25 protein-coding genes are annotated in these 25,740 nt (G+C 56.6%); 11 read left to right on the top strand and 14 right to left on the bottom strand.

Going from position 1 to position 25,740, the window contains the following annotated elements:
• Positions 1 to 423: 423 nt before the first annotated feature.
• The 3 genes from GOV91_RS00575 (at position 424) to GOV91_RS00565 (ending at position 3,497) form a co-directional block, all read left to right on the top strand.
• Positions 424 to 1,419, top strand: a complete 996-nt coding sequence (locus GOV91_RS00575; protein WP_171234074.1) for a hypothetical protein — start codon at positions 424 to 426, stop codon at positions 1,417 to 1,419.
• 72 nt (positions 1,420 to 1,491) lie between these two features.
• The gene (locus GOV91_RS00570; RefSeq protein WP_171234073.1) at positions 1,492 to 2,784 is read left to right on the top strand and encodes an O-acetylhomoserine aminocarboxypropyltransferase/cysteine synthase family protein; all 1,293 of its coding nucleotides are present in this window, start codon (positions 1,492 to 1,494) and stop codon (positions 2,782 to 2,784) included.
• Positions 2,785 to 2,786: 2 nt separating this feature from the next.
• Positions 2,787 to 3,497, top strand: a complete 711-nt coding sequence (locus GOV91_RS00565; RefSeq protein ID WP_171234072.1) for a GNAT family N-acetyltransferase — start codon at positions 2,787 to 2,789, stop codon at positions 3,495 to 3,497.
• A gap of 2 nt (positions 3,498 to 3,499) precedes the next feature.
• On the opposite strand, the gene GOV91_RS00560 is transcribed toward GOV91_RS00565, so the two are convergent.
• The gene (locus tag GOV91_RS00560; RefSeq protein ID WP_371732242.1) at positions 3,500 to 4,204 is read right to left on the bottom strand and encodes an SIMPL domain-containing protein; all 705 of its coding nucleotides are present in this window, start codon (positions 4,202 to 4,204) and stop codon (positions 3,500 to 3,502) included.
• A gap of 155 nt (positions 4,205 to 4,359) precedes the next feature.
• On the opposite strand from GOV91_RS00560, the gene GOV91_RS00555 reads away from it, so the two are divergent.
• Positions 4,360 to 6,375 carry a hypothetical protein gene (locus tag GOV91_RS00555; RefSeq protein ID WP_171234070.1) on the top strand — a complete coding sequence of 672 codons (2,016 nt, stop codon included), beginning with the start codon at positions 4,360 to 4,362 and terminating at the stop codon, positions 6,373 to 6,375.
• Between the two features lie 42 nt (positions 6,376 to 6,417).
• Here GOV91_RS00555 and hppD read toward each other — a convergent pair whose 3' ends face one another.
• Complete coding sequence (gene hppD / locus GOV91_RS00550) at positions 6,418 to 7,515, bottom strand: 4-hydroxyphenylpyruvate dioxygenase (protein WP_171174612.1); 1,098 nt, start codon at positions 7,513 to 7,515, stop codon at positions 6,418 to 6,420.
• A 148-nt stretch (positions 7,516 to 7,663) separates the two neighbouring features.
• On the opposite strand from hppD, the gene GOV91_RS00545 reads away from it, so the two are divergent.
• Both GOV91_RS00545 and GOV91_RS00540 read left to right on the top strand, forming a co-directional pair.
• Positions 7,664 to 8,119, top strand: a complete 456-nt coding sequence (locus tag GOV91_RS00545) for an Lrp/AsnC family transcriptional regulator (protein WP_171091132.1) — start codon at positions 7,664 to 7,666, stop codon at positions 8,117 to 8,119.
• Between the two features lie 20 nt (positions 8,120 to 8,139).
• The gene (locus GOV91_RS00540) at positions 8,140 to 10,020 is read left to right on the top strand and encodes a monovalent cation:proton antiporter-2 (CPA2) family protein (protein ID WP_171174614.1); all 1,881 of its coding nucleotides are present in this window, start codon (positions 8,140 to 8,142) and stop codon (positions 10,018 to 10,020) included.
• A gap of 30 nt (positions 10,021 to 10,050) precedes the next feature.
• Here GOV91_RS00540 and cobT read toward each other — a convergent pair whose 3' ends face one another.
• Positions 10,051 to 11,061 (bottom strand): nicotinate-nucleotide--dimethylbenzimidazole phosphoribosyltransferase, encoded by a 1,011-nt coding sequence (gene cobT / locus GOV91_RS00535; protein WP_171174616.1) that lies wholly within the window; start codon positions 11,059 to 11,061, stop codon positions 10,051 to 10,053.
• 30 nt (positions 11,062 to 11,091) lie between these two features.
• Here cobT and cobS point away from each other — a divergent pair, with 30 nt between their 5' ends.
• Positions 11,092 to 11,904 (top strand): adenosylcobinamide-GDP ribazoletransferase, encoded by an 813-nt coding sequence (gene cobS, locus GOV91_RS00530; RefSeq protein WP_371732241.1) that lies wholly within the window; start codon positions 11,092 to 11,094, stop codon positions 11,902 to 11,904.
• Here cobS and GOV91_RS00525 read toward each other — a convergent pair.
• The 6 genes from GOV91_RS00525 to GOV91_RS00500 all read right to left on the bottom strand — a co-directional run bounded on the left by GOV91_RS00525 (position 11,901) and on the right by GOV91_RS00500 (position 17,790).
• Entirely contained in the window at positions 11,901 to 12,662 is a 762-nt protein-coding gene (locus tag GOV91_RS00525) for an ion channel (protein ID WP_171234069.1), read from the bottom strand. The genes cobS and GOV91_RS00525 overlap by 4 nt on opposite strands.
• A gap of 114 nt (positions 12,663 to 12,776) precedes the next feature.
• Entirely contained in the window at positions 12,777 to 13,286 is a 510-nt protein-coding gene (locus GOV91_RS00520) for a CarD family transcriptional regulator (RefSeq protein ID WP_171089457.1), read from the bottom strand.
• 283 nt (positions 13,287 to 13,569) lie between these two features.
• Complete coding sequence (gene fdxA, locus GOV91_RS00515; RefSeq protein ID WP_074735041.1) at positions 13,570 to 13,908, bottom strand: ferredoxin FdxA; 339 nt, start codon at positions 13,906 to 13,908, stop codon at positions 13,570 to 13,572.
• Between the two features lie 66 nt (positions 13,909 to 13,974).
• Positions 13,975 to 14,340, bottom strand: a complete 366-nt coding sequence (locus GOV91_RS00510; RefSeq protein ID WP_171234068.1) for an RNA-binding S4 domain-containing protein — start codon at positions 14,338 to 14,340, stop codon at positions 13,975 to 13,977.
• A gap of 6 nt (positions 14,341 to 14,346) precedes the next feature.
• Positions 14,347 to 17,163 carry a DEAD/DEAH box helicase gene (locus tag GOV91_RS00505; RefSeq protein ID WP_174836442.1) on the bottom strand — a complete coding sequence of 939 codons (2,817 nt, stop codon included), beginning with the start codon at positions 17,161 to 17,163 and terminating at the stop codon, positions 14,347 to 14,349.
• 18 nt (positions 17,164 to 17,181) lie between these two features.
• On the bottom strand, positions 17,182 to 17,790 hold the full coding sequence (locus tag GOV91_RS00500) for a tetratricopeptide repeat protein (RefSeq protein WP_171234066.1): 609 nt from the start codon (positions 17,788 to 17,790) through the stop codon (positions 17,182 to 17,184).
• 30 nt (positions 17,791 to 17,820) lie between these two features.
• Here GOV91_RS00500 and GOV91_RS00495 point away from each other — a divergent pair, with 30 nt between their 5' ends.
• The 3 genes from GOV91_RS00495 (at position 17,821) to GOV91_RS00485 (ending at position 20,991) form a co-directional block, all read left to right on the top strand.
• The gene (locus GOV91_RS00495; RefSeq protein WP_171174628.1) at positions 17,821 to 18,111 is read left to right on the top strand and encodes an SCP2 sterol-binding domain-containing protein; all 291 of its coding nucleotides are present in this window, start codon (positions 17,821 to 17,823) and stop codon (positions 18,109 to 18,111) included.
• Entirely contained in the window at positions 18,111 to 19,061 is a 951-nt protein-coding gene (locus GOV91_RS00490; protein WP_171234065.1) for an alpha/beta hydrolase, read from the top strand. Before GOV91_RS00495 ends, GOV91_RS00490 begins: the two co-directional genes overlap by 1 nt.
• Before the next feature lie 109 nt (positions 19,062 to 19,170).
• The gene (locus tag GOV91_RS00485; RefSeq protein ID WP_171234064.1) at positions 19,171 to 20,991 is read left to right on the top strand and encodes a M3 family oligoendopeptidase; all 1,821 of its coding nucleotides are present in this window, start codon (positions 19,171 to 19,173) and stop codon (positions 20,989 to 20,991) included.
• Here the strand turns inward: GOV91_RS00485 and GOV91_RS00480 are convergent, their stop codons facing one another.
• The 5 genes from GOV91_RS00480 to GOV91_RS00460 form a co-directional block, all read right to left on the bottom strand.
• Positions 20,992 to 21,867, bottom strand: a complete 876-nt coding sequence (locus GOV91_RS00480; RefSeq protein WP_171234063.1) for a DMT family transporter — start codon at positions 21,865 to 21,867, stop codon at positions 20,992 to 20,994.
• Positions 21,868 to 21,880: 13 nt separating this feature from the next.
• The gene (locus GOV91_RS00475) at positions 21,881 to 22,150 is read right to left on the bottom strand and encodes a DksA/TraR family C4-type zinc finger protein (RefSeq protein WP_171174636.1); all 270 of its coding nucleotides are present in this window, start codon (positions 22,148 to 22,150) and stop codon (positions 21,881 to 21,883) included.
• Positions 22,151 to 22,208: 58 nt separating this feature from the next.
• Positions 22,209 to 23,183: a Gfo/Idh/MocA family protein gene (locus GOV91_RS00470; protein WP_171234062.1), complete on the bottom strand. Its 975-nt coding sequence runs from the start codon at positions 23,181 to 23,183 to the stop codon at positions 22,209 to 22,211.
• A 157-nt stretch (positions 23,184 to 23,340) separates the two neighbouring features.
• Positions 23,341 to 24,237, bottom strand: a complete 897-nt coding sequence (rpoH, locus tag GOV91_RS00465) for an RNA polymerase sigma factor RpoH (protein WP_171234061.1) — start codon at positions 24,235 to 24,237, stop codon at positions 23,341 to 23,343.
• A gap of 142 nt (positions 24,238 to 24,379) precedes the next feature.
• Entirely contained in the window at positions 24,380 to 25,417 is a 1,038-nt protein-coding gene (locus tag GOV91_RS00460) for an RluA family pseudouridine synthase (protein WP_171234060.1), read from the bottom strand.
• On the opposite strand from GOV91_RS00460, the gene GOV91_RS00455 reads away from it, so the two are divergent.
• Entirely contained in the window at positions 25,416 to 25,718 is a 303-nt protein-coding gene (locus GOV91_RS00455) for a DUF6476 family protein (RefSeq protein WP_171234059.1), read from the top strand. The two genes, GOV91_RS00460 and GOV91_RS00455, sit on opposite strands and share 2 nt — an antisense overlap.
• Positions 25,719 to 25,740 lie beyond the last annotated feature (22 nt).

The raw sequence follows: 25,740 nt of genomic DNA, 5'->3' as shown, positions 1-25,740 counted from the left end.
CACAAAAAATTTTTTTATCAATTGGTAAAATTTATCAAAAGGTCAAAAAAGTGAAAAACCCGGGCAAAAAGCCGGTTTTCCTCCGGCTTTGTGTAATTTTGAGGCTAAGAAACCTCAGTCATTGTGATGAGATGATCGGACTCGGTCCAAACCCGCGCGCCGCGATGGCCAGCGTTTGCGTACCAGGCGGTAAGTGCAACCGATCCATTTCTCGAATATCTTGTCCTTTTCGGTTGATCTGCCGTCAATGACAAAGGCCTTTGTGCATTGGTCAGCGCTCAATTCAGCTGTTTCAGATGACCACCTTGAAAAAATGAGATTACCGGGCAGTGCATTCAGCTTTCGGCTTTTGACGGTTAGGGTCAGGTGTTGTACTCCGGGACGAAGGGTGCCGGGTCGCGCACTCATCAGGAACGGGCGCAGATGCAGGCAAATCCACAGAAATTTAACATTGCTGTTGTCGGACAAAATAATCGCCTGCAATACGAAGCCCTGCTGTTTGCCGCATCATTGCGGCACAGCTCACCGCGATTTGAAGGCAAACTGTTTGTCGCCACGCCCAAATCGGGACCACGTTGGAATCAGAACCCCAGCATTCAGGACGAAGACGTTCTCAAAGCGCTGACGCAATTGGATGCCGAAGTTCTTCCCTTTGATTCGCATGTCTTTGGCGAAAGCTACCCATACGGCAACAAGATCGAGGCCCTTTTGGCCTTGCCCGAAAATGAGCCCTTTGTGTTCTTTGACACCGACACGCTGATCACCGGTGACATCACAACTGTACCCTTTGACTTCGACCGTCCTGGCGCATCGTTGAAAGTTGAGGGGACGTGGCCAAAACCAACGCTCTACGGCCCCGGCCTCGACGGCATCTGGCGGGCGTTGTATCAGCGGTTCGGGCTGGATTTTGAAAGCTCATTAGATGTCAGCCAACCCCATGATTACTGGCGGCGGTATCTGTATTTCAACGCAGGCTATTTCTTTTACAAATGCCCGAGGGTTTTTGGTGAACGCTATCTGGACTATGCCAAAGCGATCCGAGATGAACACATACCCGAACTGACGGGCCAAAACCTTGATCCATGGCTGGATCAAGCTGCCCTTCCGCTTGTGATACATTCATTCGGCGGAGGTCGGGATGCGCTGCCCGAAGGCCTGCTTGATGGCTCTGTCAGTTGTCACTACCGCTTGTTCCCACTGCTCTACGCTCGCGAAAGTGATCATGTGATCGACGTTCTGGAGGCCGTTGTGGCTCCGAACAAGGTCAAGAAGGTGCTCAAACAGTATGACCCGCTGAAAAAGTTGGTCCTGCAAGGGAAAGGCGCAAGAATCCGGGCTCTGTTTGATCAGGACAATCTTCCGCGGCGCGAACAGGCCATTCGCAACACGATCAAAAGCAAAGGGTTATGGCTGCGCTGACAGGATCGTTGTGCGCAAGCGCGCATTCACCTAAAGATTCAGCAACACAAATTCCAACAGGAGATTTTCAAGATGTCTGACGGCCCCACCTACGGTTTCGACACGCTGCAGATTCATGCGGGCGCCCGCCCCGACCCGGCGACCGGAGCGCGCCAGACACCGATCTATCAGACCACGGCCTATGTCTTTCGCGACGCCGACCATGCGGCGGCACTGTTCAACCTACAAGAAGTGGGCTTTATCTATTCGCGCCTGACCAACCCAACCGTCGCGGTTTTGCAGGAACGCGTGGCCACGCTTGAGGGTGGTGTTGGGGCCGTGTGCTGCTCATCTGGTCACGCGGCGCAGATCATGGCGCTGTTCCCCTTGATGGGACCGGGCTGCAACGTTGTCGCCTCAACCCGTTTGTACGGTGGAACGGTCACGCAATTCAGCCAAACCATTAAACGCTTTGGCTGGTCAGCCAAGTTTGTCGATACAGATGATCTGGACGCGGTGAAGGACGCAATCGACGAAAACACCCGTGCTGTATTCTGCGAATCCATTGCCAACCCAGGCGGTTATGTCACCGATATCCGTGCCTTGGCGGACGTAGCTGATGCGGCTGGCATTCCGCTGATCGTCGACAACACCTCGGCCACGCCCTACCTATGCCGCCCCATTGAACACGGTGCGACACTGGTTGTGCACTCGACCACCAAGTATCTGACCGGCAACGGAACCGTCACCGGTGGGTGCATCGTGGATTCGGGCATGTTCGATTGGTCGGCAAATGACAAGTTCCCCTCGCTCAGCGAACCGGAGCAGGCCTATCACGGGCTGAAGTTTCACGAAACCTTTGGACCGTTGGCGTTCACCTTCCACGGGATTGCCATCGGTCTGCGCGATCTGGGCATGACCATGAACCCGCAAGCCGCGCATTATACGCTGATGGGGATCGAAACCCTATCGCTGCGCATGGAACGCCACATTGAGAACGCCCAAAAGATCGCGGCTTGGCTGGAAGCGGATGACCGCGTGGAATATGTCACCTATGCGGGTCTGCCCTCGTCTCCGTATCACGACCGGGTCAAGTCGCAATACAAGCGCGGTGCCGGTGCGCTGTTCACCTTTGCCGTCAAAGGTGGCTATGACGCCTGCATCAAACTGGTCAACGCGCTCGAGATTTTCAGCCACGTTGCCAACCTGGGCGATGCGCGCTCGCTGATTATCCACTCGGCCTCGACCACCCACCGTCAGCTGACCCCGGAACAGCAAGAAGCCGCTGGCGCAGGACCGGGTGTTGTGCGCGTGTCCATCGGGATCGAAGATGTTAACGACCTGATCGCCGATCTTGATCAAGCTCTGGCTAAGGCAAGCGCCTGACGATGGCCGGGCACGACACTAACGACCTTGGCCAGCCCATCGGCCTGCCGGTTTCGGGCGAGTTTCCGCGCCCGACCCCGCCGTATACTCCGATGGAAGGACGGTACTGTTCTGTCGTGCCTTTGGAAGTGAACAGGCATACGCCCGGACTTTTCCGGGCGTTTGCCAATGACAGGGATGGTCGCAACTGGACGTACCTGCCCTACGGCCCGTTCGACAGTGAGGCAAAGTTCGAAGATTGGGCGCGCACCACCTGCATGGATGCGGATCCGATGTTTCACACCGTTCTGGACGGCGAAGGCGTGCCGGTTGGCATGGCCTCATACCTGCGGATCGAGCCCGCTGCAGGCGCAATTGAGGTGGGGCATATCCACTTCTCACCTCTGCTTCAGCGCAAACCTCAATCCACCGAAGTCATGTATCTGATGATGAAGCGGGTGTTCGATGAATTGGGCTATCGCCGCTATGAATGGAAATGCGACGCACTCAATGCGCCATCGTGCAGTGCGGCAGAGCGACTGGGCTTTAGCTTTGAAGGGATTTTCAGGCAAGCGACCCATTACAAAGGACGCAACCGTGATACTGCGTGGTATTCGATTATTGATAGCGAATGGCCGCGCATTCGGCATGCGTTCGAAGCCTGGCTTTCACCGGACAATTTCGATGCGTCGGGCCAACAGCGCAAACCGCTGATGGCCCGAGCGAAGAAATGATCTTAGTCCGAAATCTCGAATTCCATCGAGACACTGACCGAGACTGAAACCTCTCCACCTGCAACAGGGACCCCGCCCGCATCAGCCATGCTCATGGCGCGCATCTCGGCCATCGGGCGGACACCAGCCACACGTTCCGAGATTGTCTGGACCGCACCAAGCGTGACACCGGCCGCCTGCGCCAACTGCTCGGCCTTGGCGGTGGCTTCTCCAACGGCTTGCGCACGGGCCTGCGCCTCAAGCGGTTTGGGATCCTGCACACCAAAGCTCAGCCCGCCGAAATCATTGGCACCGTCCTGAATGACCGCATCCATGATCGTCCCCAACTGAGTCAGATCGCGAACCCGCACAAAAACCCGGTTCGACGCGGTGAACCCTGTAATTTCGGGCTTTTCGCCATTCTGCCCATGCCGCCCCGACCAAACTGGTGACAGCGACAAATCTCGGGTTTGAACGTCCCGGTCTTCGATGCCCATATCGGCCAGCCGCGCAAGGACTTTGGCAACCGCGTCCGAGGTCGCCTGCATGGCCGTCCCGGCCTCGGCATTTTCGTTTGTTACACCCAAGGTAATCGTCGCCATATCCGGTGCGACTTGCACCGTTCCGATGGCATCCACGGTGATGCGACGTTCTTCCGCATGCGCCGCGCCTGCGGCTGTTGCTGCCATCATCGCGGCCAGAAAAGCGAATGTCTTCAAGGTTATCACTCCAATTTGTTCTACTTTAAGATGGGTTGGCGGACCGTCGCCATACAAGAGCAGACCCAGCCTTTTTCTTTCCCTCGGCGGGTTCCTGCTTTAATGTCGGTCTGCGAACGCAAAGTCGTTTGCATTGACGATGATAATTATGGTTGCTCCGGATTATGAAACCCGCCTTTGCGCTTTCTTTTTCTACAACCGGAATAACTCTGCATCACCAATCGGATGACGATTGGTATGTTGTCGGCTCGATTCCGCTGGATGCTGAGGACCTGCCCGAACAAATGCAGGCGTTGCGGGAAAAGGCCTTTGCGCTGGAAAACGATCTGAGTTGCAAAGTCGTATTGCCAGCAGATCAGGTGCGCTTTCTGGACGTCGAAACCGGAGAGTTACCGCCCGACGAGCGAGAGGCACGTATTGAGGCTGCATTGGCCGATTCGACCCCGTATGCCCTGTCTGATCTCAGCTACGACAGCCAAACAATCGGCAGCACAAGCCATATCGCTGTTGTCGCCAATGAGACTTTGGCCGAAGCGCGAAGCTTTACCGCAGGCCATGGACTTGTGCCGACACTGTTCAGCGCCGAAGAAAGCGCTGGGTCTTTCCCGCGTGAGCCAGTGTTTACAGAGCAACCTGATCAGCCGCATGCAACACTGACCTCAGAGCCCGATGAAGCGGATTCGCACGATGAGGCAGACACCCCCGGCCTGCCCGCTCATCCTATTGCGGGCACAGTTGCGCCGGAAACATTTCGAGCGCCTGACACGTCCCCCGCAGCACATGCCACCTCAAGCCCTGCCTCCAAGCGGTATGCCATTCCAGCTTTTGCTGCCGTAGTTCTTCTGAGCGGAGCTTTTGGCGCATGGTTGGCTTCTGGACCCACGGATCAACCAGAGCAGGCTGAACTGAGTCCTACTGCACCGGAAGTCTCATCGTCCGAGGCCCCTCCTGAGCCGGAGCCAGAGATCGCGGTCGTCCAGCCAGAACAAACCTTCCTTCCTGAATCGTCAGAGGAAACGTCCGAGCAGGCTGAGCTGAATTCAGATGCACCGGACCCCGAGGTCGCCCCTGAGCCAGACCCTGAGGTGGCAGCTGTCGACGCCCAGCAAAACACGCCCCCCGAACCACCAGCGGAGGAGGCTGAGGCACAGCCAGAGTTGTCACCTACGGACGCGGCGATCCTTGAGGCGCTCAAGGTTGCTCCGACACCGGTCGAACCCATTGCTCAAGACCCCGACGCCCCAAAGGAAATCCTTGCCGAGACTGGCATTGACGTATCACCCCCCGCACCTCTGCAAGAACCGGAAATCGCTGAGCATGAAGACCTGTACCTGACATCCATCGACAAGTCTGATCTGTCCACAGATGCTGTCGCGTTACCACCCGCATCAAGTTTCGACACGGACGAACCATTTCAGAGCGACGATTTACCCAGTGTTGCAGGCTCACGTTTCGATCTGGATGACCGGGGACTTGTTGTTCCCACACCCGAAGGCGCGTTGAATCCCGAAGGGATCACTGTGTACCTGGGCCGCCCTTCCAAAGCGCCGCCTCAGGCACCGCTGCGGTTCGAAGAAGAACCTGTTGTTGAAGAAGTTGATCAACGGCTGGCTGGTTTGCGCCCCAAACCGCGCCCCGGCGACATTGAAGAGACCTTCGAACGTCAGCAACTGGGCGGCCAATCGCTGGCGGAACTTGCCGGAAAACGACCCAAAGCGCGCCCTGCAGGCCTGGAAGCCCCAGAAGAGGTCGAAGTTCCTGTTTCCGAGCTGGCCATTATGCGCGTTCCCCGACCTAAGCCGCGACCGGCTGGACTGGTTGCTGCCAGACCGACCGTCGCGAAGCCGTCCACTCTGGCATCAACAGCGGCACTTGTTGAAAACTCTGACGACGCAGAATCTTTTCAACCCAAGACCGTGGCACCCAAGATACCTTCGACCGCATCAGTCGCCCGGCAGGCTACTATCGACAACGCCATCAATCTGCGCAGGCTGAACCTGATTGGCGTTTATGGCACGCCTGCCAACCGCCGTGCCTTGGTCCGCCTGCCCAGTGGCCGGTACAAGAAACTGAAGGTTGGAGACCGCATCGACGGTGGCAAGGTCATCGCCATAAGCGATAGCGAACTGCGGTATCAGAAAAAAGGCCGTAACGTGACGCTTTCGATGCCCCGCAGTTGAGCGTCAAAACGCCGGAGATTACCCCGGCGTTTCGCGTAAGTTTCAGGCTGCAGAGATCTCGCCACTTTCGATCTGCTCGCGTTCGATGGATTCGAACAGAGCCTGGAAATTGCCTTCACCAAAACCGTCATCCCCTTTGCGCTGGATGAACTCAAAGAAGATCGGGCCGATCACGGTCTTTGAGAAGATCTGAAGCAGAATGCGGGTCTCACCGCCGTCCACAACCCCTTCACCGTCGATCAGGATGCCGTGCTTCATCATGCGATCAAGCGGTTCGTCATGATCCGTCACACGATCTTTCGACATCTCGTAATAGCCCCGGTTGGGTCCGGGCATGAATTTCAAACCATTCTCGGCAATCGCGTCGGTTGAGGCATAGATGTCCTCGCTGCCCACAGCGATGTGTTGAATCCCTTCGCCCTTGTACTTCTTGAGGTACGACACGATCTGCCCGGTCTCACCCCGGTCTTCGTTGATCGGAATTCGGATGCGACCGCAGGGTGATGTCAATGCGCGGCTGAACAGCCCCGTGAACTTGCCCTGAATGTCGAAGAAACGAATTTCACGGAAGTTGAACAAGTCACCATAGAACTTGAACCACTTGTCCATGTTACCCTTGTAGACATTGTGGGTCAGGTGATCGAGATAATAGAACCCTTCGCCACGCGGCTTGGATTCCTTGATCCACTCGAATTCCTGATTGTAGGGCGAAGTGTCGTAATACTGGTCGATGAAATAGATCAGCGATCCACCAATGCCCTTGATAGCAGGAACATCCATCGTTTTGTCATCTGCGTCATAGGGCTCGGCCCCTTTTGAAACAGCGTGTTCATATGCTTTTTGCGCGTCGACCACGCGCCACCCCATCGCCGGGGCGCAAGGGCCGTGTTCGGCCACGAACTTGTCCGCAAAACTCTCTGGATCAGCATTCAGGATATAGGTGACATCCCCCTGCTGCCAGAGTTCGACCAGCGGCTTGTCCTTGTGCCGGGCCACCAGATCGAACCCCATCTTGGCGAACAGATCGCGCAGTTCTTGCGGTTCGGGATGGGCAAATTCAACGAATTCAAACCCGTCGGTTCCGGCGGGGTTTTCTTCACTGATCACTGATTTCGGGGCGTTGTGCGGGAAAGGACCCATGGCGCGTCTCCTTTGAAGACAGGAAGTTTTTTTGCTGATTCAAAAATATGACTTTCCAGACGCTGTTTCTGCGCATTGTTTTCGTGTAAACTCAAAGTAGACGCGTAAAACGCGCATGAATCGCAAAAAATTCGGGATTCCTCCGCACGTGCTGGATGCTACTGACAAACGTCTTCTATCTGCCTTGCAAAAGGACGCACATCTGACCGCGCACCAACTGGGTGAAATGCTGAATCTCTCACCCAGCCAGGCAGGTCGACGCCGACAACGGCTTGAGGCCGAGGGCTATATAACAGGTTATGCCGCCCGGCTCGATCCGCTGAAACTTGGCTTGCAGGTTCAAGGCTTTGTTCAGGTTCATCTGGGTACACATGGCCCCGAACAATCCCAGAGCTTTGCCCGCATGGTCGATACCCGCCCCGAAATTACCAGCGCCTGGACGATGACAGGAGAGGCAGATTACCTGCTGCACGTCTATTGCGACGATCTTTCCGCCCTCAACAGCTTGCTCCATCAGGTCATCCTGCCGCATCCTGCTGTTGCCCGTGTCCAAAGCCAGATAGTGATGGACCAACTAAAACGCGACGCCCCCCTGCCCACCTGAACGGGCTCACGAGGAGACTCATGGACGATTTTCTATACCAGGCTTCGATCTATCTGGCTGCGGCTGTGATTGCGGTGCCTCTGTCCGCAAGGCTGGGGCTTGGGTCGGTGCTGGGCTATTTGGCCGCCGGGATTATCATTGGACCGATGCTGGGGCTGGTCGGGGCCGAAACGGAAAACCTTCAACATGTCGCCGAGTTTGGTGTTGTGATGATGCTGTTCCTCATCGGGCTGGAGCTTGAACCTCGTGCCCTTTGGGACATGCGCGACCGATTGTTGGGTCTTGGGGGGCTACAGGTCTTTCTTTCAACCGCGGTGATTGCTGCGGTGGCGATGTATGCAAACCACCCGTGGTCCGTTGCGTTGGCCGTTGGGTTGACCCTGTCGCTGTCGTCGACCGCTATCGTCCTTCAGACCTTGTCTGAAAAAGGTCTGATGCAGACAAATGGTGGTCGCGCGACGTTTTCGGTGCTTTTGACGCAAGACATCGCAGTCATTCCAATATTGGCCATGCTTCCGTTGCTCGCCCTACCTGCGATGCCTCACATCGAAGCAGACGGTTCGATTGATCGGGGGGCGGGTGATCTGCATGACGCGGGTCATCACAGTCTGTCCTTGGTTGAAGGATTGCCGGGCTGGGCTGTCACACTGGTCACGATTGGCGCAATTGCTTTTGTCATTTTGGCAGGCGTCTATCTTACCCGACCTCTCTTTCGATTTATACACGCGACGCGCCTGCGCGAAATGTACACCGCTCTGGCGCTTATGATTGTGGTCGGTATTTCTTTCCTGATGACGCTTGTTGGGCTGTCGCCCGCTTTAGGCGCGTTTCTGGCGGGTGTCGTGCTGGCCAGCTCAGAGTTTCGCCATGAAATGGAAAGCGACCTTGAACCGTTCAAAGGGCTGTTTCTTGGGCTGTTCTTTATCACGGTTGGGGCCGGGATCGACGTTGCCTATTTCTTCGATGACCCGCTTGACCTGATCGGCTTGGCACTGCTTGTGATCCTTGCAAAAGGCATCATCCTGTTTCTGGTCGGTAGAGCCTTTAAGCTGCGAGGCCGAGATCATTGGCTGTTCACATTGGGGTTGGCACAAGCCGGTGAATTTGGTTTCGTTCTGCTGGCCTTTTCGACGCAGCAGAACGTTATCCCGCCTGACCTGTCACAGAAACTGCTGATGATCATTGCCCTGACGATGCTGATCACCCCGCTTCTGTTCATCATCTATGACCTTCTGTCCCGAAAAATAAGCGATACGTCCAAAGAGCCTGAACCCGATGAGATCGACGAAAAAGGCCCAGTGATCATTGCTGGCATTGGCCGGTTTGGTCAGATCGTGAACCGGCTGGTGCGGGCCAGCGGCTTTAAAACGGTGGTTCTGGACCATGATATCGAAACCGTCCAGCTGATGCGCCGGTTTGGTGTAAAAGGCTTTTTGGGCGATCCGACGCGTCCTGAACTGTTGCGCGCTGCGGGGTTGGAAAAAGCCTCGGTCCTCGTGGCGGCGATGGATGACCACAAGCAAGTCACGCGACTAGTCAGTTATGCCAGACGACAGCGCCCTGACCTGCACATCATCGCCCGCGCCCGCGACCGGACCCACGTGTACGAGCTGTACCAAGCTGGTGCCAACGACATCGTGCGCGAACTGTTCGACAGCTCGTTGCGCGCAGGCCGTTATGTACTGGAGAATATAGGGCTGAGTGAGTATGAGGCCGCGCAAGCTGAACAGACCTTTTACCACCACGACAGGACGTCTGTTCGTGATTTGGCTGAATTGTGGGTTCCTGGCCTGCCAACAGCCGAAAACAAGAAATACATCGAGCGCGCTCAGAAACTGGAAAAGGATCTGGAAACTGCGCTGCTCGAACTGGCGGAAGAACACGCCAAGAAATCTGCCTGACCCAAAACCCCGATTGGGTCAGGCAAGTCATTACCCGTCGGATACCCCAGCCTCGGCAAAGGTGGCCATACCTGAATGGCAGGCCACGGCGCTTTTGAGGATGTTGATCGCCAATGCCCCGCCAGATCCTTCGCCCAGCCGAAGACCAAGGCTTAACAGCGGGTCTTTGCCCAGCCGAGACAATACGGCACCATGTGCCGCTTCCGCGCTTTGGTGCCCCGCGACAGCGTGATCCAGCGCGCTAGGCGACAGCTTCCAAAGGCACGCCGCAGCAGCAGAGCAGATGAACCCATCCAGAATGACCGGAATGCGCAACACGCGCGCGGCGGCAATCGCCCCGGCCATCGCGGCAATCTCACGCCCTCCAAGGCAGCGCAGAATCTCCAGGCCATCTTCTGACGCATGTTTCGCGACGCCCTCTGCTACGACACGGGTTTTATTGGCCAGCCCTGCATCGTCGACACCGGTGCCACGCCCGGTCCAATCCTCGGCATCCCCACCAAACAGTGCGCAGGCGATAGCCGCTGCTGGAGTGGTGTTGCCAATACCCATCTCGCCCACAACCAGCAGATCGGCCTTCGGATCAACGGCCTGCCAACCGGTACGCAAGGCACTCAGCAGATCTTCTTCGCTCATGGCCGGGGCCTGGGTGAAGTCCACAGTGGGTCTGTCCAGCTCAAGTGCATGCACATTCATTGTCGCGCCTGCTGCCTTGGCCAGCTGATTGATCGCCGCGCCGCCATGTTCAAAGTTCATAACCATCTGGACGGTCACTTCCGGCGGAAAGGCCGATACGCCCTGTGCCGTAACACCATGATTTCCGGCAAAGACGATGACCTGTGGTGCGGTAATTTGCGGGCGGGCATCCCCACGCCAACCCGCATACCAGATCGCCAAATCCTCAAGCCGACCCAACGCGCCGGGCGGTTTAGTCAGTTGTCCGTTACGCTCACCCGCGCCATGCACCGCAGCGGCATCCGGACCCGGAGCTGCAGCTAGTGCAGCACGGAACGCATTCAAATCATTCAGTTCAGGCAACATGAAAGCCTCATTGCATCAGAGTGGTGCAGTGTGTTTAACCGAAGCACCGAAACCGACAAGACCCCGAAAGGCACGGGCGTGCATAAAAACGACACGAAACCCTTTTCTCTGCGGGATATTCGGCTGGCGCTGGTCCTTCTCACCCGCCTGCCCCTGCCGCGTTTGCCGGATCCAGTGTTTTCTCGGCAAGCTCAGGCAACCTGGGCCTTTCCGATTGTCGGTCTGCTGGTTGCAGGACTCGCATGCCTTGTGGGCTGGGGCGCGCTGGCGCTGGGTTTACCTGTTCTGGCGGCGGCCGGCCTTTTACTGGCCACGCTGATCGCAACAACCGGGGCGATGCACGAGGATGGCTTTGCGGACACGTTCGACGGCCTGTGGGGCGGGTTCACCCGCGACCGCCGGTTGGAGATCATGAAGGACAGTCATATTGGGACTTTCGGCGTGCTTGCCCTGATCGTGTCTCAACTGGTGCGAATATCGGCTATCGCTGCTTTGCTGACGGCTGGTGCGGTGGGCGCAGTTTTAGCAGCCAGCATTATCTCGCGGGCGTTGATGCCTGCAGTGATGGCTGGATTACCTCATGCCCGCACATCGGGACTAAGCCATTCTGTCGGAAGACCGCAGACGATTTCCGTCATCGCTGCACTTGTTCTGGCCGTGATACTCGCCCTGCTTCTTATGGGTGTGGATGCAATACCTGCCATGGGTTTTGCGGCAGCCAGCGCAGCAGTTTTGGCCGTCATTGCCAAGAAAAAAATCGGCGGCCAGACCGGCGATATTCTTGGGGCCACGCAATTGGTGTCCGAGATAACCTTTCTGCTGGTCTGCGCCGCGCTGGTTTAAGACGCACCCCCGGTTTCGATGCGCAAGGTGCCGCCGCAGTGTTTGCAATGCACAGCGTCCGGGTCATGTCGGAATAAGCCGCAGCTTGGGCATTTGTGGCGAACCTTTTGAGGCATGAAAATCGCCTGCGCCAACCGGACAAAAAGCGCCACCCCCACCACCATGATAAAGACCGAGAACAGCTTACCCCCTGGCGTAGGCAAGGTGATATCGCCGAACCCGGTGGTCGTTAGGGTAGCCATGGTGAAATAGAGCGCGTCAATATAGGGCGTTTGCGAATCTGCGGGAATAAAGAACACCAGAACGGCGGTCGAAGTTGCGAAGACAAAAACCATCAGGTTGATGGCGGCGATCACCGCGTCTTCGTGAGTGCGAAAGAAATTGCTGTCGCGTCGTAAGTCCCGCAGCAGGTGGTAGGAATGGATCAAACGCAAGGCACGCAAGATCCGCAAAAACGCAAGGTTGCCCGTCAGGAACGGATCAAGCACCAGAGAGACGATAACAACGACATCGGCCAGCGTGTAAATCTGGCGCATCAACTTCCAACGGTCTTTAGCGATCCAAAGCCGCGCTGAGAAATCCAAAAAAATCACAAAGCCAATCAACAGGCTTGCGACAGTGACGCCGGACCCATGTGGCAAATGGGCTGTTGCGACAAAGAAGATGATCGACACAATGTCAAAAAGGATCAGACCATAACGAAACCAGACCGAAATCGGGTCGTGCCCGATATAAAGGTATTTCACCGTCTGCTTCATATCCACCCTGTATCATGCTGCATACAAAGTGAAATTAACGGCAGTTGCGCAAATCACCAAGCCACGAAAAAGGCCGCCCTAATTAGAGCGGCCTTAATCAGGATTCTCTTGTAATCAGGCGGCGCGTGAGGTCAGGACTTCGTCTACCTGCTTGGCGGCGGAAACCTCGCCAGCACCGGAAACAGCTGCAACCTCACGTGTCAGGCGTTCCAGAGCAGCTTCGTAAAGCTGACGCTCGGAATAGCTCTGTTCGCGTTGATCGTCGGTGCGATGCAAATCGCGGACAACTTCGGCAATCGAGATCAGATCGCCCGAGTTGATTTTCTGTTCATATTCCTGGGCGCGGCGGGACCACATGGCACGTTTTACCTTGGCTTTGCCCTTCAATGTCTTCATCGCCTGGCTGATGACATCCGGCGAGCTGAGCGACCGCAAACCGGATTCGGTTGCTTTGTTGGTCGGCACCCGCAGTGTCATTTTATCTTTCTCAAATGAGATGACGAACAGCTCGAGCGAGAAACCCGCAACTTCCTGTTCCTCAATCGAGATGATCTGACCCACGCCATGGGCGGGATAGACAACATAGTCGTTGGGGCGGAACTCAAGCTTTTTCGACTTTGTCATTCACTTTCTTCCTTGCTTGCAGACCGGGACACAGACAACAAAAGCACCACTTGCGGGGACTGTCTCAGCCCCGTCAGGCGGCGTTTCTGTCAAAAATTCAGTACTCCAAAGCGAGCATACTTACGGAGCGCATCCCAATCTCGGTCATCATATGAGATCGGAGTATATCACAAAAATACGACACCCGAAAGTTTACCCAACGGAAAATATTCGAATTACCTGCGCGCTCAACGCTTTATTTCAAGATCTTCACGTTGTGCCGTGCACTGTTTTAGCGAATCGCTTAGCCGCCTTCGCCGGGTGCTTCAGAGAAATACTTCTCCATTTTACCCTCTTCACCGTCGCGCTCTTCAGCGTCGGGAAGCGGGTCTTTCTTTGTAACAATCACCGGCCACTGTTCCGAGAACTTGCGATTGAACTCAACCCATTGTTCCATCCCCGGCTCGGTATCCGGGCGAATTGCGTCAGCCGGACATTCCGGTTCACATACGCCGCAGTCGATGCATTCGTCAGGGTGAATGACCAAAGTGTTTTCACCTTCATAAAAACAGTCCACCGGACAGACTTCGACGCAGTCTGTGTATTTGCAGGCGATACAGTTTTCGGTGACAACATAGGTCATGAGCGGATTCCCGTTTGCGGTTCGTTCGATTAGCTAATTCAGTCTGGCCCGCTCTTCAAGATGGGATCAGCGATCTTCTGTGCGAGAAAGATCAAGAGCGCGCCGATCCTTCTTGGTTGGACGACCTTTTCCTTCGAACCCCGGATTTTTAGGAGGCACGTCCTGTTTTTCCGTCATATCGAAGTACAGCGTTTGCGCCTCGGGGGCCGGACCGCGGCGTTCGCCCAGTTTTTCCACACGCACAACCCGCACGATACGGCCCTGGGGAAAGGTCAGAACGTCTCCGGGTGCCACGGCTTGCGCCGGTTTGAGCACCCGGTTTCCGTTCAATCGGACATGGCCGCCACTGACCTGCTTGGCTGCCAGGCTACGGGTCTTGAAAAACCTCGCCTGCCACAACCATTTGTCGATCCGCAGCTTGGCCTCGGCCATCTTGTGTCAGTTGCCGTCCTTCAAACCCATAAGCGCCGCAGCGAATGGGTTGTCGGGATCAATGGCCTTTTCCTTTTTCGGAGGCCGTGACGAGAAGGTCTTGGCACCCTGAGGTTTACCGCCCTTCTTGCCGTGCGGCTTGCCGCGACCGTCCTGAGGTTTGCCACGGGGCTTGCCTTTGCCCTGCCCCTGCTCGCGGCGCGGGCCACGGTTTTGCTGGCGTTGACGGCCCCAGGTGAAGGTATAGAAAACCTCAACCTCGGGCTCATCCGGTGCGGCGTCAGGCGCTGGTGCCTCGGCTGCCGCCTCGGTGCTTGTCGTGGCCTCGTCTGATGCCTCGGCGGGTGCTGCAACCTCGTCGGTTGCAACTTCTGCAGTTGGCGTTTCTTCCGCGCTGGCTTGATCAGAAGACTCAGTCGCAGATGTTTCCACCGGCGCCTGTTTGAGTTTTTCGCGCTCGCCACGCTCGGCCTTGTAGCCCAGGCCCTGCATCAGGTCTGCGAATTGTTCCAACGTCATGCCGGTGATCGACAGCATGTCCGGCTTGGCTTCGAACCCTCCCCGGCTGTCTTCGGCACGCAGCATGTCAGCCAGACGTTCCAACATGTCGATCCGGATCGAACGTTCGCCCGCATCGCGGTAGCCGCACATAGTGTCATAGCCCTGCGGCGCGTCCTTGGCGACGGGCACAGTGACCAGACCCGGAGGCGGCGCTTCAGGGAATTCCTGCAAACCGCTGGACAAGCCCCACAGCACCAGACGCAGGCGCGTAGGCGCGGGTTTCAGCAGCAGCGGCATGAAGATCGTGAATTGGCCAAACCGGATGCCATGCTTGCGCAGCGCGCCACGGGCATCCTGATCCAGATCCTTGACCTCTTGCGCGACTTGCGCGCGCGGCAGCACGCCCAGCGCTTCGACCATGCGGAACGCAAAGCCTTTCGCCAGTCCCGTCAGTTCTTCGTCACGAGACAGGTTCAAAAGCGGCTCGAACAGCGCAGCGACCTTGCGGTCGATGAAATGCTGCAACCGGCGCTGCACTTTCTGTTCGACATCCGGCCCTGCGGCCTCATCCACAAAAACTTCGACCATCGGCTTGAGAGGCTCTGCCCCGGCAACCAGCTTGCCGACGGCGTATTCGCCCCACATCAGGCCACCCTGATCCGTGAAATCAATTTCGGTATCGGGCGCATTGTAGAAGCGATCGGCGCGCAGATGGAATTGCGGCGCGAGTGCTTGCAAAGAAGCCGATTTCAAAGCTTTTGCCTCGGTCCCTTGCGCGCTTTTGTCCGGTGTAAACCGGAACCCTTCCAGACGACCGACGAATTCGCCTTCGACGGTCACTTCACCCTTGTCATTTACTTCGGCCAAAAGGGCCTCCTTCTGTTTGAGCCGGCGCAGCAAAACAGATGTACGCCGGTCCACAAATCTTTGAGTCAAACGATCATGCAACGCGTCTGACAGTCTGTCTTCTACAGTGCGTGTTTCGTCACGCCAATGCGATTCGTCACGGACCCAGCCGTTTCGTTGCGCAACATATGTCCAAGTGCGAATATATGCCAACCTTTTGGACAACGTATCAATGTCACCCTGGGTCTGGTCGATACGGCGAATCTGCCGCGCCATAAAATCATCCGGGATCGATCCGCGCTCGTGCAGGTGACCATAGATCACTTCAAGCAAGCTGGCGTGTTCTGCGTGGCTGATGCCGCGAAAATCGGGGATTCGGCACACGTCCCACAACAAACGGATGGATTGCGGAACGCTGGCGCGGGCTACGACCTCGGTCACTTGCGACAGAGATTTGAGCGCGTTCAGATCATCCGCAGGGCGCGCTTTGATCAGATGCTCGTCATTTGGGCTGACCTCAAGCGAAGTGATCAATGCGTCGATGGAGCCGAACCGCAAGGCGGCATTCCGCCAGTTCAGCTTTTTCATCGGCGTAAAGCGGCTGTCCATGATGGCCTGCGCCACACCTTCGTCCAGCGGCGGGGCCTCGCCCGTCACACCAAAGGTGCCATCAGACATCCCGCGACCGGCCCGGCCCGCAATCTGCGCCAGTTCATTCGGGGCCAGTGGGCGCATCCGGCGGCCATCAAATTTGGTCAGAGACGAAAACGCGACATGATTCACATCCAGGTTCAGCCCCATCCCAATGGCGTCGGTGGCAACCAGATAATCGACTTCGCCGTTTTGATAGAGGTCAACCTGAGCATTCCGCGTTCGTGGGCTGAGCGCCCCCATTACAACGGCCGCCCCCCCTTTCTGACGGCGCAGCAATTCCGCGATGGCATAAACATTGTCGACCGAAAATCCGACGATGGCGCTGCGTGCAGGCATCCGGCTGATCTTCTTGGACCCAGAATAGACCAGTTGAGACATCCGTTCGCGCCTTACGAATTGCACTTCGGGAACAAGCGCCGCGATGGGGCCGCGCATGGTGTCAGAGCCTAGGAAAAGCGTCTCGTTCGTGCCACGGGACCGCAGCAGACGATCTGTAAAGACGTGGCCGCGTTCGGGATCGGCACAAAGTTGGATTTCGTCGATCGCAACGAAATCTGCCCCCATGCCTTCCGGCATGGCCTCGACCGTGCAGACCCAATACTGGGTGCGCGGCGGCACGATGCGCTCTTCACCCGTTACCAAGGCCACAACCGACGGGCCACGAATGGCAACGATCTTATCATAGACTTCGCGCGCCAGCAGACGCAGCGGCAAACCAATCACGCCGGTGCGGTATCCCAGCATCCGTTCGATTGCGTAGTGGGTTTTGCCTGTATTTGTAGGGCCCAATACGGCCACTATTCGGGATGACCCGCTCACCATTGCCCCCTGCCCCGGACCTTACAGCGCTGCGCCTTCAACCTGAGGCTTTAGTCGATTCACCGCATTGGTTACTTCTTCGTGATGGGGATGTATAGCCAAGGCCCGCGAATACGCGTCATAGGCTTTCTGAGGCTCTCCGATAACCTCAAAGATCAAACCCAGCCCGTATATTGCCTCATAATGGTTGGGGTTGAGGGTCAATGCGTGCTCCAAATCAGCAGCCGCCATTCCGAACCGTTCAATTCCGAAAAAAGCCGAGGCACGTACATGCCAGCCTTCCGCAAATTCGGGTGCATGATCTGTCAACGCAGTCAGATGATCCAATGCGGCGTCTACATCTCCGTTTTCAAGCGCTTCGCGCCCTCGTTCCAACAATAGATCCGCCGAAGCTGAACCGGACTGTGCCCAAAGCGCCTGCAACTGCCGATCCAGAGCCATAGCCTGTTCGGGCGTGGATTGGGCCAGTTGCTGCAGCAGCGCGTCTTCATCCCGCAAATCCGCCTGTTGCGCGAAGCAACTGGTGGAAAACGTGACTAGGACAACAAATGCCGCAACGGTACCTTTGAGATTGTGGATTGCAATGCTCATAACAATCGTCAGTGTAGCGTTGCGACCGGGGATGTCCATTCACGGCGCACTAACAAAATGAGGAAAAGCATGAGCGAGATTCTTGAAAAGGCGGCAGCCGCGCTGAATGAAAAACTGGAAGGCGGCGCATTCGACGCCTCGGCCAAGTTTGCTATCGCCGATCTGGGCGCAATCGTGTTGGACGCAGACGGCGCGCGCGTCAGTGACGATGATGCGGACGTTACAATGAGCGCTGACGCCGAAACGTTCGAGCAAATCCTCAGCGGTGAGCTGAACCCTACGGGTGCGTTCATGTCGGGCAAGCTGACCATTGATGGCGACATGGGCGTTGCTATGAAACTCGCATCGGTGTTGGCCTGATGGAATTGACGCCGGCCCCTTTTTTTGAAGACATGGCCGGCGGTCCCGCCGGTGGGAGCGCCCACTGGCTGATGACTTCTGACCAGATTCGAATCCGTGTGGGTCATTGGCGACCCGAAGGCGATGCGCATGGCACGGTGCTGATGTTTCCCGGTCGAACCGAATATATCGAGAAATACGGAAGCACCGCAGCCGAGTTCATCCAACGCGGCTTTGCCATGCTGGCGGTTGATTGGCGCGGTCAGGGCCTGGCGGACCGTTTGCTGGACAACCCTCGTATTGGCCATGTCGATCAGTTTACAGACTACCAGCATGACGTTCAGGCGACGCTAGATCTTGCCCGTGCGCTGGATCTGCCGAAACCCTGGCATGTGATCGGACACTCAATGGGCGGTGCTATTGGGTTACGCGCCGTGATAGAGCAGAAGTGCTTTGCCGCCTGTGCATTCACCGGACCGATGTGGGGTATTTTCTTCACCCCGGTTATGAAACCCCTCAGTCGTGTGACAGCCTATTGGGGTACGGCGCTTGGTCTTGGTGAAAAGACACCTCCGACCACAACCCTGGAAAGCTATGTCCTGTCGCAACCGTTTGAAGGCAACATGCTGACCCGCGATGCGGCGATGTTTAAGATGATGCAGGATCAACTAAAGGCCCATCCCGAACTGGCGCTTGGTGCGCCTTCAAACCTTTGGCTGCGCGAGTCGCTGGACGAATGCACCTGGCTGATGGAACACCCCGCCCCAGACACGCCTTGCCTGACCTTTCTGGGCAGCCACGAACAGATAGTCGACCGCAACGCGATACGCACACGTATGGAAAACTGGCCAAACGGCACGCTTGTCGAAATCCCGGATGGCGAGCATGAAGTGTTGATGGAGGCACCGGATGTGCGCGGTCCGGTTCTGGATCAGCTGGCCGCGCATTTTCAGTCCAACCCAACCGGCTAGGCCGTGGGCTGAAAAGATCGGCCCCTTTGCCCACTCAAAGGACTGTCCGCTTGTGATCCGGTCGCGCCGGCCCTAGATGTTTGCAAAAGATATCTACAAAAGGTGATCCATGCGCGACCTTCCCTTTCCCGTCCGTGACGCAAACGCAATGGGCGGTGCCGACAACCTTGGTAACCTACCGGAATGGGATCTGAGCGATCTCTACACCTCGGAAGAAGCGCCCGAGCTTGAGCGTGACCTGGGCTGGCTGGAAGGCGAATGCGCCGCCTTTGCCGCGGATTACGAAGGCAAACTGGCCGAGCTGGACGCAGCCGGCTTGCTGAATTGTGTACAGCGCAATGAAAAGATCAATTCCATTGCCGGACGCATCATGTCCTTTGCTGGTCTGCGCTATTATCAACTGACCACGGATGCCGAGCGCGCCAAGTTCCTGTCAGACATGCAGGAAAAAATCACGATTTTCACCACGCCGCTGGTTTTTTTCACTCTGGAACTCAACCGTATCGACGACGATGTGCTAAAGGCTCATTTCGACGCCAATGCCGATTTGGCACGCTACGAGCCCGTTTTCCGCCGCATCAGAGCGATGAAGCCTTACCAGCTGTCCGATGAGCTGGAAAAATTCCTGCACGATCTGGGCGTTGTAGGTGATGCGTGGGAACGTCTGTTTGATGAAACCATAGCTGGACTGACCTTTGACGTTGACGGCGAAGAGCTGAATATCGAAGGCACCCTGAACCTGTTGACCGAGCAGGATCGCTCTAAGCGCGAAGCGGCTGCGCGGGAACTGGCATCGGTGTTTCAGGACAACGTCAAAACCTTTGCCCGTGTTCACAACACACAGGCCAAGGAAAAGGAAATTGTCGACCGCTGGCGCAACATGCCCACCGCGCAGACCGGGCGTCACCTTTCGAACGATGTAGAGCCCGAAGTGGTCGAAGCGCTGCGCGAGGCGGTTGTGGCCGCCTACCCCAAGCTGAGCCACCGTTATTATGAGCTGAAGCGCAAATGGCTGGGTCTGGATGTGATGCAGGTCTGGGACCGCAACGCGCCCTTGCCCATGGAAGACACGCGCGTCGTCAATTGGGACGAAGCCGAAAAGACCGTCATGGACGCTTACAATGCCTTCGACCCACGCATGGGCGAGATCGCATCGCCGTTCTTCTCAAAGGGCTGGATCGACGCGGCGGTGAAGCCTGGCAAAGCGCCAGGTGCTTTTGCGCACCCGACAGTCACTGATGTCCACCCCTATGTGATGCTCAACTATCTGGGCAAACCACGTGATGTGATGACCCTGGCGCATGAGCTGGGCCATGGCGTGCATCAGGTGCTGGCCGCCGATCAGGGTGAGATGCTGTCCTCTACCCCGCTGACGCTGGCTGAAACAGCCTCGGTCTTTGGCGAAATGCTGACCTTCCGCAAGATGCTGGATCAAGCCGAAACCCCGGAACAGCGCAAGGTTCTGCTGGCCGGTAAAGTTGAGGACATGATCAACACCGTGGTCCGCCAGATTGCATTCTACGATTTTGAATGCAAGCTACATGCGGCCCGTCGCGAAGGCGAACTCACCCCGGATGACATCAACGCATTGTGGATGAGCGTTCAGGCCGAAAGCCTTGGCCCGGCATTTGAATTCATGGACGGGTACGAGACCTTCTGGGCCTACATCCCGCATTTTGTCCACTCACCCTTCTATGTCTACGCCTACGCCTTCGGTGATGGCCTCGTGAACGCGCTTTATTCGGTTTACGAAAGCGGAGCGGACGGGTTCGAAGACAAGTATTTCGAAATGTTGCGCGCGGGCGGATCGAAACATCACAAGGAACTGCTGGCCCCATTCGGATTGGACGCGAGCGACCCGAAGTTCTGGGACAAGGGCCTGTCGATGATTTCTGGCTTTATTGACGAGCTGGAGGCGATGGAAGGCTGATCATTTTTGGTTCTTGGTTGTAAGGAATATGGCCAGGATAATCAAAACAGCCCCAAGGGCCGCAATTGGAGTGATTGTGGCCCCCAAAAACAAGGCTGAGTTGATGAAAGTAAATACGACGGACGCCGCGAACATCAACGTGGCTGTCAAGGTTGAAACCCGAGCGGCCGCCTCATACCAAAGGTAACAGGCCAATGCGGTAGGCAGGACGCCTAACAAGGTCAAAAACAAGACGTCGTTGGCTGTTGGCAGCTTAAACAAAAAAGCTGCCAACGGCAGCAACAGCACGCCCGCGCACAGGAAAATACCGAAAAGGAAGTTCAACCGCTCTTCTGTTGATTTTGAGCTGCGCATTGCACGGCTGCTGGAAACTAGAAACACTGCCCAGCTTAGCCCGGCTCCGATTTCCAGAAGATCGCCATAAAAAGGGTCTCCGCCGCCCTGAAAATCCCGGTAAACTGTTAGGAAAACACCCAGAATTGCCAGCGCCGTGGCAAAGACATCTGCACGTGTCACCTGCGTGTCGGAAAAGAAATACAAGAAAATCAGAACAAAGAACGGAGCAGTATTCTCCAATACCATGGCACTTGCCGCGCCTGTGTATTCAAGGCCAACATGGAATAGGATGTAGTTGATCACCGTCGACAAGACTGCGAGCCGAAAGTTCCAATCGCCCAACTTAATCGATACTGAAACCCGCATTACACGTAACATGCAATAGATCGCCAGAGCGGCGACAAACAGACGTGTTACAGCGATTTGCAGCCCGCCCAGATCGCTGGTGAGATAACGTACAATAACGCTGTGCGTGCCCCAAAGGAGCGCTGCCAGGAATCCCAGAACCAGACCATTTTGCGTCAGTTTGGTGCTGAGCATCGCTTTGTTCCGATTACTTCAACTGACTGTCTTTCGAACCTCGACGATTCACTCCACCCCTCAATTTGAACGCGCCATCGCGTTCTTGCTGGCAATCGAGGCAAAGTTTGACGCCCGGCAGTGCGATGCGTCGCTTTTCGGGAATGGGTTCTTCGCATTCCGCACAATGTGTCAGGCTTTCCCCCAAAGGCCGCTTTTGTGCCTGCATCCGCGCCAGCTCATCCGAAATCGACGCTTCGATCTGTTCGCTTACCGCGCCGTCACGCGCCCAACCTCCGGCCATGGCTCACCTCCTGAAACACAGGAGGATACGATAGCCGGTGCTTGAGCCGCTTAGCAAGTTACAGCGGCTCTGCGCCGACAAATACGCGGTCGATCATCTCTTGCGTGCTGCGCGAAAACTCCAGTGGACAGGGATAGTCCACCCCTTCGCGGACCGAACGGCAGAACGCCTCGACCTGTAGTTTGTAGTGGTCCGCACCGGGGAAACGGGTGATCTGAACCTCTAGCCCTGGACGATGCAGTTCGACTCGTGCCTCGCCGAACACTCGGGCATTGAAAGGGGTTGTCAGGCGGATCAGGCCCTGCTCGCCATGGAACACCATTTCCTGATGAGGGTGCGCGCGAATGGATACGTAGGCGGAATAGGTGAACCCCGGGAACTGGGCCCGGATTTCCGTAAAGACATCGATGTCATCCTGCCAACGGATTGCAGATTGTACGGACACGGGCTCTTCCCTGGTGGCAAAGCGTGCACCGCCGATCACATAGACGCCGATATCCCGCAAACCGCCGCCGCCGGTTTCAGCGCGGTTACGGATGTTCCCGGTATCCGCCCGATTGTCAAAACTGAACGCACCGGTCACATGCACCAAATTCCCGATGGCCCCATCCGCGATCAGATCACGGGCCAATTGCCATTGGGGGTGATGCACGATCATGTAAGCTTCGGCCACAAGCAGGCCGGTTTGATCGCGTTTGGCGATCAACGCGTCGAACTCATCTGCGCGCATAGTCATCGGCTTTTCGCATAGCACGTGCTTACCAGCGTCAAGGGCCTTCAGGCTCCATTCGACGTGCAAATGATTGGGCAGAGGGATGTAGATTGCGTCTATCCCTGGGTCCGCCAACAACGCGTCGTAACTGTTGTGAACTTGGAGGTCAGGGCAAAAAGACAGAAAAGGATCCGCCTTTGCCGCGTCAGAGGTCGCCAGGGCCGCCAACTGCGCGCCGTAGGCGGAATGGATCGCTGGCGCCATATATTCCCGCGCGAATTTCGCGGCCCCCAAAACGCCAAACTGAACAGGTTTTTGCATCGCGCCCTCCATCCGTTTCTGTATGACCTCTCTGCCGCTTTTGACGTTCACGAGTCAATTCACGGGTCGATCCGGTCACAACGATCAACGGTACACAACGATTTTTCAAAGGGGTAAAACGAAACCAGCCCGCAGAGATTGCGGGCTGGTGTGTAGGTCAGCTGACGCCCAGCATGCCTTTTTCACGGGCAAGGTCTCGCATTTTCTTTTGCAGTTTCTCAAACGCGCGCACCTCGATCTGACGGATACGTTCGCGGCTGACGTTATACTGCGTGCTCAACTCTTCCAGTGTCACCGGCTGATCCATCAACCGGCGCTGAGTCAGGATGTCCTTTTCCCGATCGTTCAGCACATCCAGAGCAGCGGTCAGCAACTCGCGGCGTGCTTCCAGTTCATCGCGCGCCTCATAGTCACCCGCCTGATCGGCATCTTCATCTTCCAGCCAATCCTGCCATTGCATCGTGCCCTCGCCTTCGGACCCAACGGTCGCGTTCAGCGACGCATCCCCACCGGACATACGGCGGTTCATGCTGATGACTTCCTCTTCGGTCACACCCAGATCATTGGCGATCTGCTTGACGTTTTCAGGACGCAGGTCGCCTTCCTCCAAAGCGCCGATACGGGCCTTGGCCTTGCGCAGGTTGAAGAACAGCTTTTTCTGAGCCGAGGTTGTACCCAGCTTCACCAATGACCACGACCGCAGGATATATTCCTGAATCGAGGCGCGAATCCACCACATGGCATAGGTCGCCAGCCGGAAGCCTTTTTCAGGATCAAACCGTTTGACCGCTTGCATCAGGCCCACATTTGCCTCGGAAATCACTTCGGCCTGCGGCAGGCCATAGCCGCGATAGCCCATGGCGATCTTGGCTGCCAGACGCAGGTGAGATGTCACCATCTTATGCGCGGATTCGGTGTCCTGCTCTTCGACCCAGCGCTTGGCCAGCATGTATTCTTCTTCCGGCTCCAGCAGGGGAAACTTGCGGATTTCCTGCATATAGCGATTCAGGCCGCCCTCGGGCGTCGGTGCGGGGAGATTTGCGTAGTTTGCCATTATGATGTCCCTCCGACAAATGTTTAAGTCTTTAACATAGGATATGGGTAAGGAACCCTGCCTATTCAAGAGGTGCTGTTATCAGTCTGAAATTAAACTTCTGTTAAGGGAAGATAAGAAACTGTTTCTCACGGGACTTTGCTTATTGTGACACTGGTTTGCGCAGCCCTGCAATCAGGGATTTCATATCTTGCGGCAGGTCAGCCTCGAACCGCAGGTTTTCGCCGGTCACCGGGTGTTCGAAGCCCAAAACCGCTGCATGAAGGGCCTGACGCGGGAAATCGCGGACAGATTCAGCAGCCGAAAGCGAAAACGCCTTGGCAGACAGCTTGCGCTTGCCGCCGTAAACTGGGTCTCCGACCAGCCCATGCCCTGCATGAGCCATATGCACACGGATCTGATGGGTGCGTCCGGTTTCCAGCCAGCATTCGATCAAGGCCAGCCCTGCGGGTGTACCAAAACTCTCAACAACCCGTGCACGCGTTACTGCGTGGCGCCCCCCGTGAAACAGAACCGCCTGCCTCTGACGGTCTGTCTTGTGCCGCGCAAGCTGCGTGGTCACGCGCATGATGTTGCCGGGTTCGAAACTGACGCCTTTGACACCGCGCAAACGTGGATCGTTTGCGTCCGGCACTCCGTAGCACACGGCGCGGTAATACCGTTCGACACTATGGGCTGCGAATTGCTCGGCCAGGCCGTGGTGTGCAGCGTCCGATTTTGCCACCACCAAAAGGCCACTGGTTTCCTTGTCGATCCGATGCACGATGCCCGGACGTTTTACCCCACCAACACCTGACAGATCATCCCCGCAATGGTGCAGCAACGCGTTCACCAGAGTGCCGCTTGGCGAACCCGGCGCGGGATGCACGACCATGCCTGCGGGCTTGTTCACAACGATTACGTCCGCATCTTCAAAGACAACCTCAAGCGGGATGTCTTCGGGGCCGATATGGCTGTCTTCGGCCTCGGCCACGACGATGGTAATATGTGCTCCTTCCGAGACTTTTGCCTTAGGGTCACGTGCTTCGCGCCCGTCGATCTGAACCGCACCCTCTTCGATCAGACGCGCCAACCTGGTGCGCGACAGGTTTTCACCGTCTGGCACATCCCTCGAAAGCGCCTTATCAAGGCGTGACGGCGGATCAGCCGCGATCTGAAACTCAATCTGGCGGGTGCCCATGACTGTCCCTTCCGAACCCCAAGAACCGCAGGAAACACCGCATCTGCGATTGCTGCGGCGGATGGTCATGTTGTTGACCGCGGTGATGATTGGCGGGGTTCTAGTGACATTCGCCCTGATTGTCATCCGCCTATCGGACCGCACCCCCACCCTTCCGGATCAGATCGAGTTGCCGGACGGCGCGAAGGCCCAGGCGCTGACCATCGGCTCTAACTGGTATGCAGTTGTCACGGATGACAACCGTGTTCTGATCTTTGACAAAACGACCGGAAAGCTGCGCCAAGAGATTGCTGTTGAATGAGCCTGAGCAACATTTGATCCGC

Origin of the sequence: Ruegeria sp. HKCCA6837 (assembly GCF_013034475.1) — a bacterium.
Lineage (GTDB): Bacteria > Pseudomonadota > Alphaproteobacteria > Rhodobacterales > Rhodobacteraceae > Ruegeria.
This window is presented reverse-complemented; position numbering and strand designations above follow the sequence as displayed.

Excerpts from the sequence above, each read along its gene's own strand:
- GOV91_RS00575 (WP_171234074.1), top strand. The coding sequence starts at position 424 with ATGCAGGCAAATCCACAGAAATTTAACATTGCTGTTGTCGGACAAAAT.
- GOV91_RS00570 (WP_171234073.1), top strand. The coding sequence starts at position 1,492 with ATGTCTGACGGCCCCACCTACGGTTTCGACACGCTGCAGATTCATGCG.
- GOV91_RS00565 (WP_171234072.1), top strand. The coding sequence starts at position 2,787 with ATGGCCGGGCACGACACTAACGACCTTGGCCAGCCCATCGGCCTGCCG.
- GOV91_RS00555 (WP_171234070.1), top strand. The coding sequence starts at position 4,360 with ATGAAACCCGCCTTTGCGCTTTCTTTTTCTACAACCGGAATAACTCTG.
- hppD (WP_171174612.1), bottom strand. The coding sequence starts at position 7,515 with ATGGGTCCTTTCCCGCACAACGCCCCGAAATCAGTGATCAGTGAAGAA.
- GOV91_RS00540 (WP_171174614.1), top strand. The coding sequence starts at position 8,140 with ATGGACGATTTTCTATACCAGGCTTCGATCTATCTGGCTGCGGCTGTG.
- cobT (WP_171174616.1), bottom strand. The coding sequence starts at position 11,061 with ATGTTGCCTGAACTGAATGATTTGAATGCGTTCCGTGCTGCACTAGCT.
- GOV91_RS00525 (WP_171234069.1), bottom strand. The coding sequence starts at position 12,662 with ATGAAGCAGACGGTGAAATACCTTTATATCGGGCACGACCCGATTTCG.
- GOV91_RS00520 (WP_171089457.1), bottom strand. The coding sequence starts at position 13,286 with ATGACAAAGTCGAAAAAGCTTGAGTTCCGCCCCAACGACTATGTTGTC.
- fdxA (WP_074735041.1), bottom strand. The coding sequence starts at position 13,908 with ATGACCTATGTTGTCACCGAAAACTGTATCGCCTGCAAATACACAGAC.
- GOV91_RS00510 (WP_171234068.1), bottom strand. The coding sequence starts at position 14,340 with ATGGCCGAGGCCAAGCTGCGGATCGACAAATGGTTGTGGCAGGCGAGG.
- GOV91_RS00505 (WP_174836442.1), bottom strand. The coding sequence starts at position 17,163 with ATGGTGAGCGGGTCATCCCGAATAGTGGCCGTATTGGGCCCTACAAAT.
- GOV91_RS00500 (WP_171234066.1), bottom strand. The coding sequence starts at position 17,790 with ATGGACATCCCCGGTCGCAACGCTACACTGACGATTGTTATGAGCATT.
- GOV91_RS00495 (WP_171174628.1), top strand. The coding sequence starts at position 17,821 with ATGAGCGAGATTCTTGAAAAGGCGGCAGCCGCGCTGAATGAAAAACTG.
- GOV91_RS00490 (WP_171234065.1), top strand. The coding sequence starts at position 18,111 with ATGGAATTGACGCCGGCCCCTTTTTTTGAAGACATGGCCGGCGGTCCC.
- GOV91_RS00485 (WP_171234064.1), top strand. The coding sequence starts at position 19,171 with ATGCGCGACCTTCCCTTTCCCGTCCGTGACGCAAACGCAATGGGCGGT.
- GOV91_RS00480 (WP_171234063.1), bottom strand. The coding sequence starts at position 21,867 with ATGCTCAGCACCAAACTGACGCAAAATGGTCTGGTTCTGGGATTCCTG.
- GOV91_RS00475 (WP_171174636.1), bottom strand. The coding sequence starts at position 22,150 with ATGGCCGGAGGTTGGGCGCGTGACGGCGCGGTAAGCGAACAGATCGAA.
- GOV91_RS00470 (WP_171234062.1), bottom strand. The coding sequence starts at position 23,183 with ATGCAAAAACCTGTTCAGTTTGGCGTTTTGGGGGCCGCGAAATTCGCG.
- rpoH (WP_171234061.1), bottom strand. The coding sequence starts at position 24,237 with ATGGCAAACTACGCAAATCTCCCCGCACCGACGCCCGAGGGCGGCCTG.
- GOV91_RS00455 (WP_171234059.1), top strand. The coding sequence starts at position 25,416 with ATGACTGTCCCTTCCGAACCCCAAGAACCGCAGGAAACACCGCATCTG.
- GOV91_RS00460 (WP_171234060.1), bottom strand. The coding sequence starts at position 25,417 with ATGGGCACCCGCCAGATTGAGTTTCAGATCGCGGCTGATCCGCCGTCA.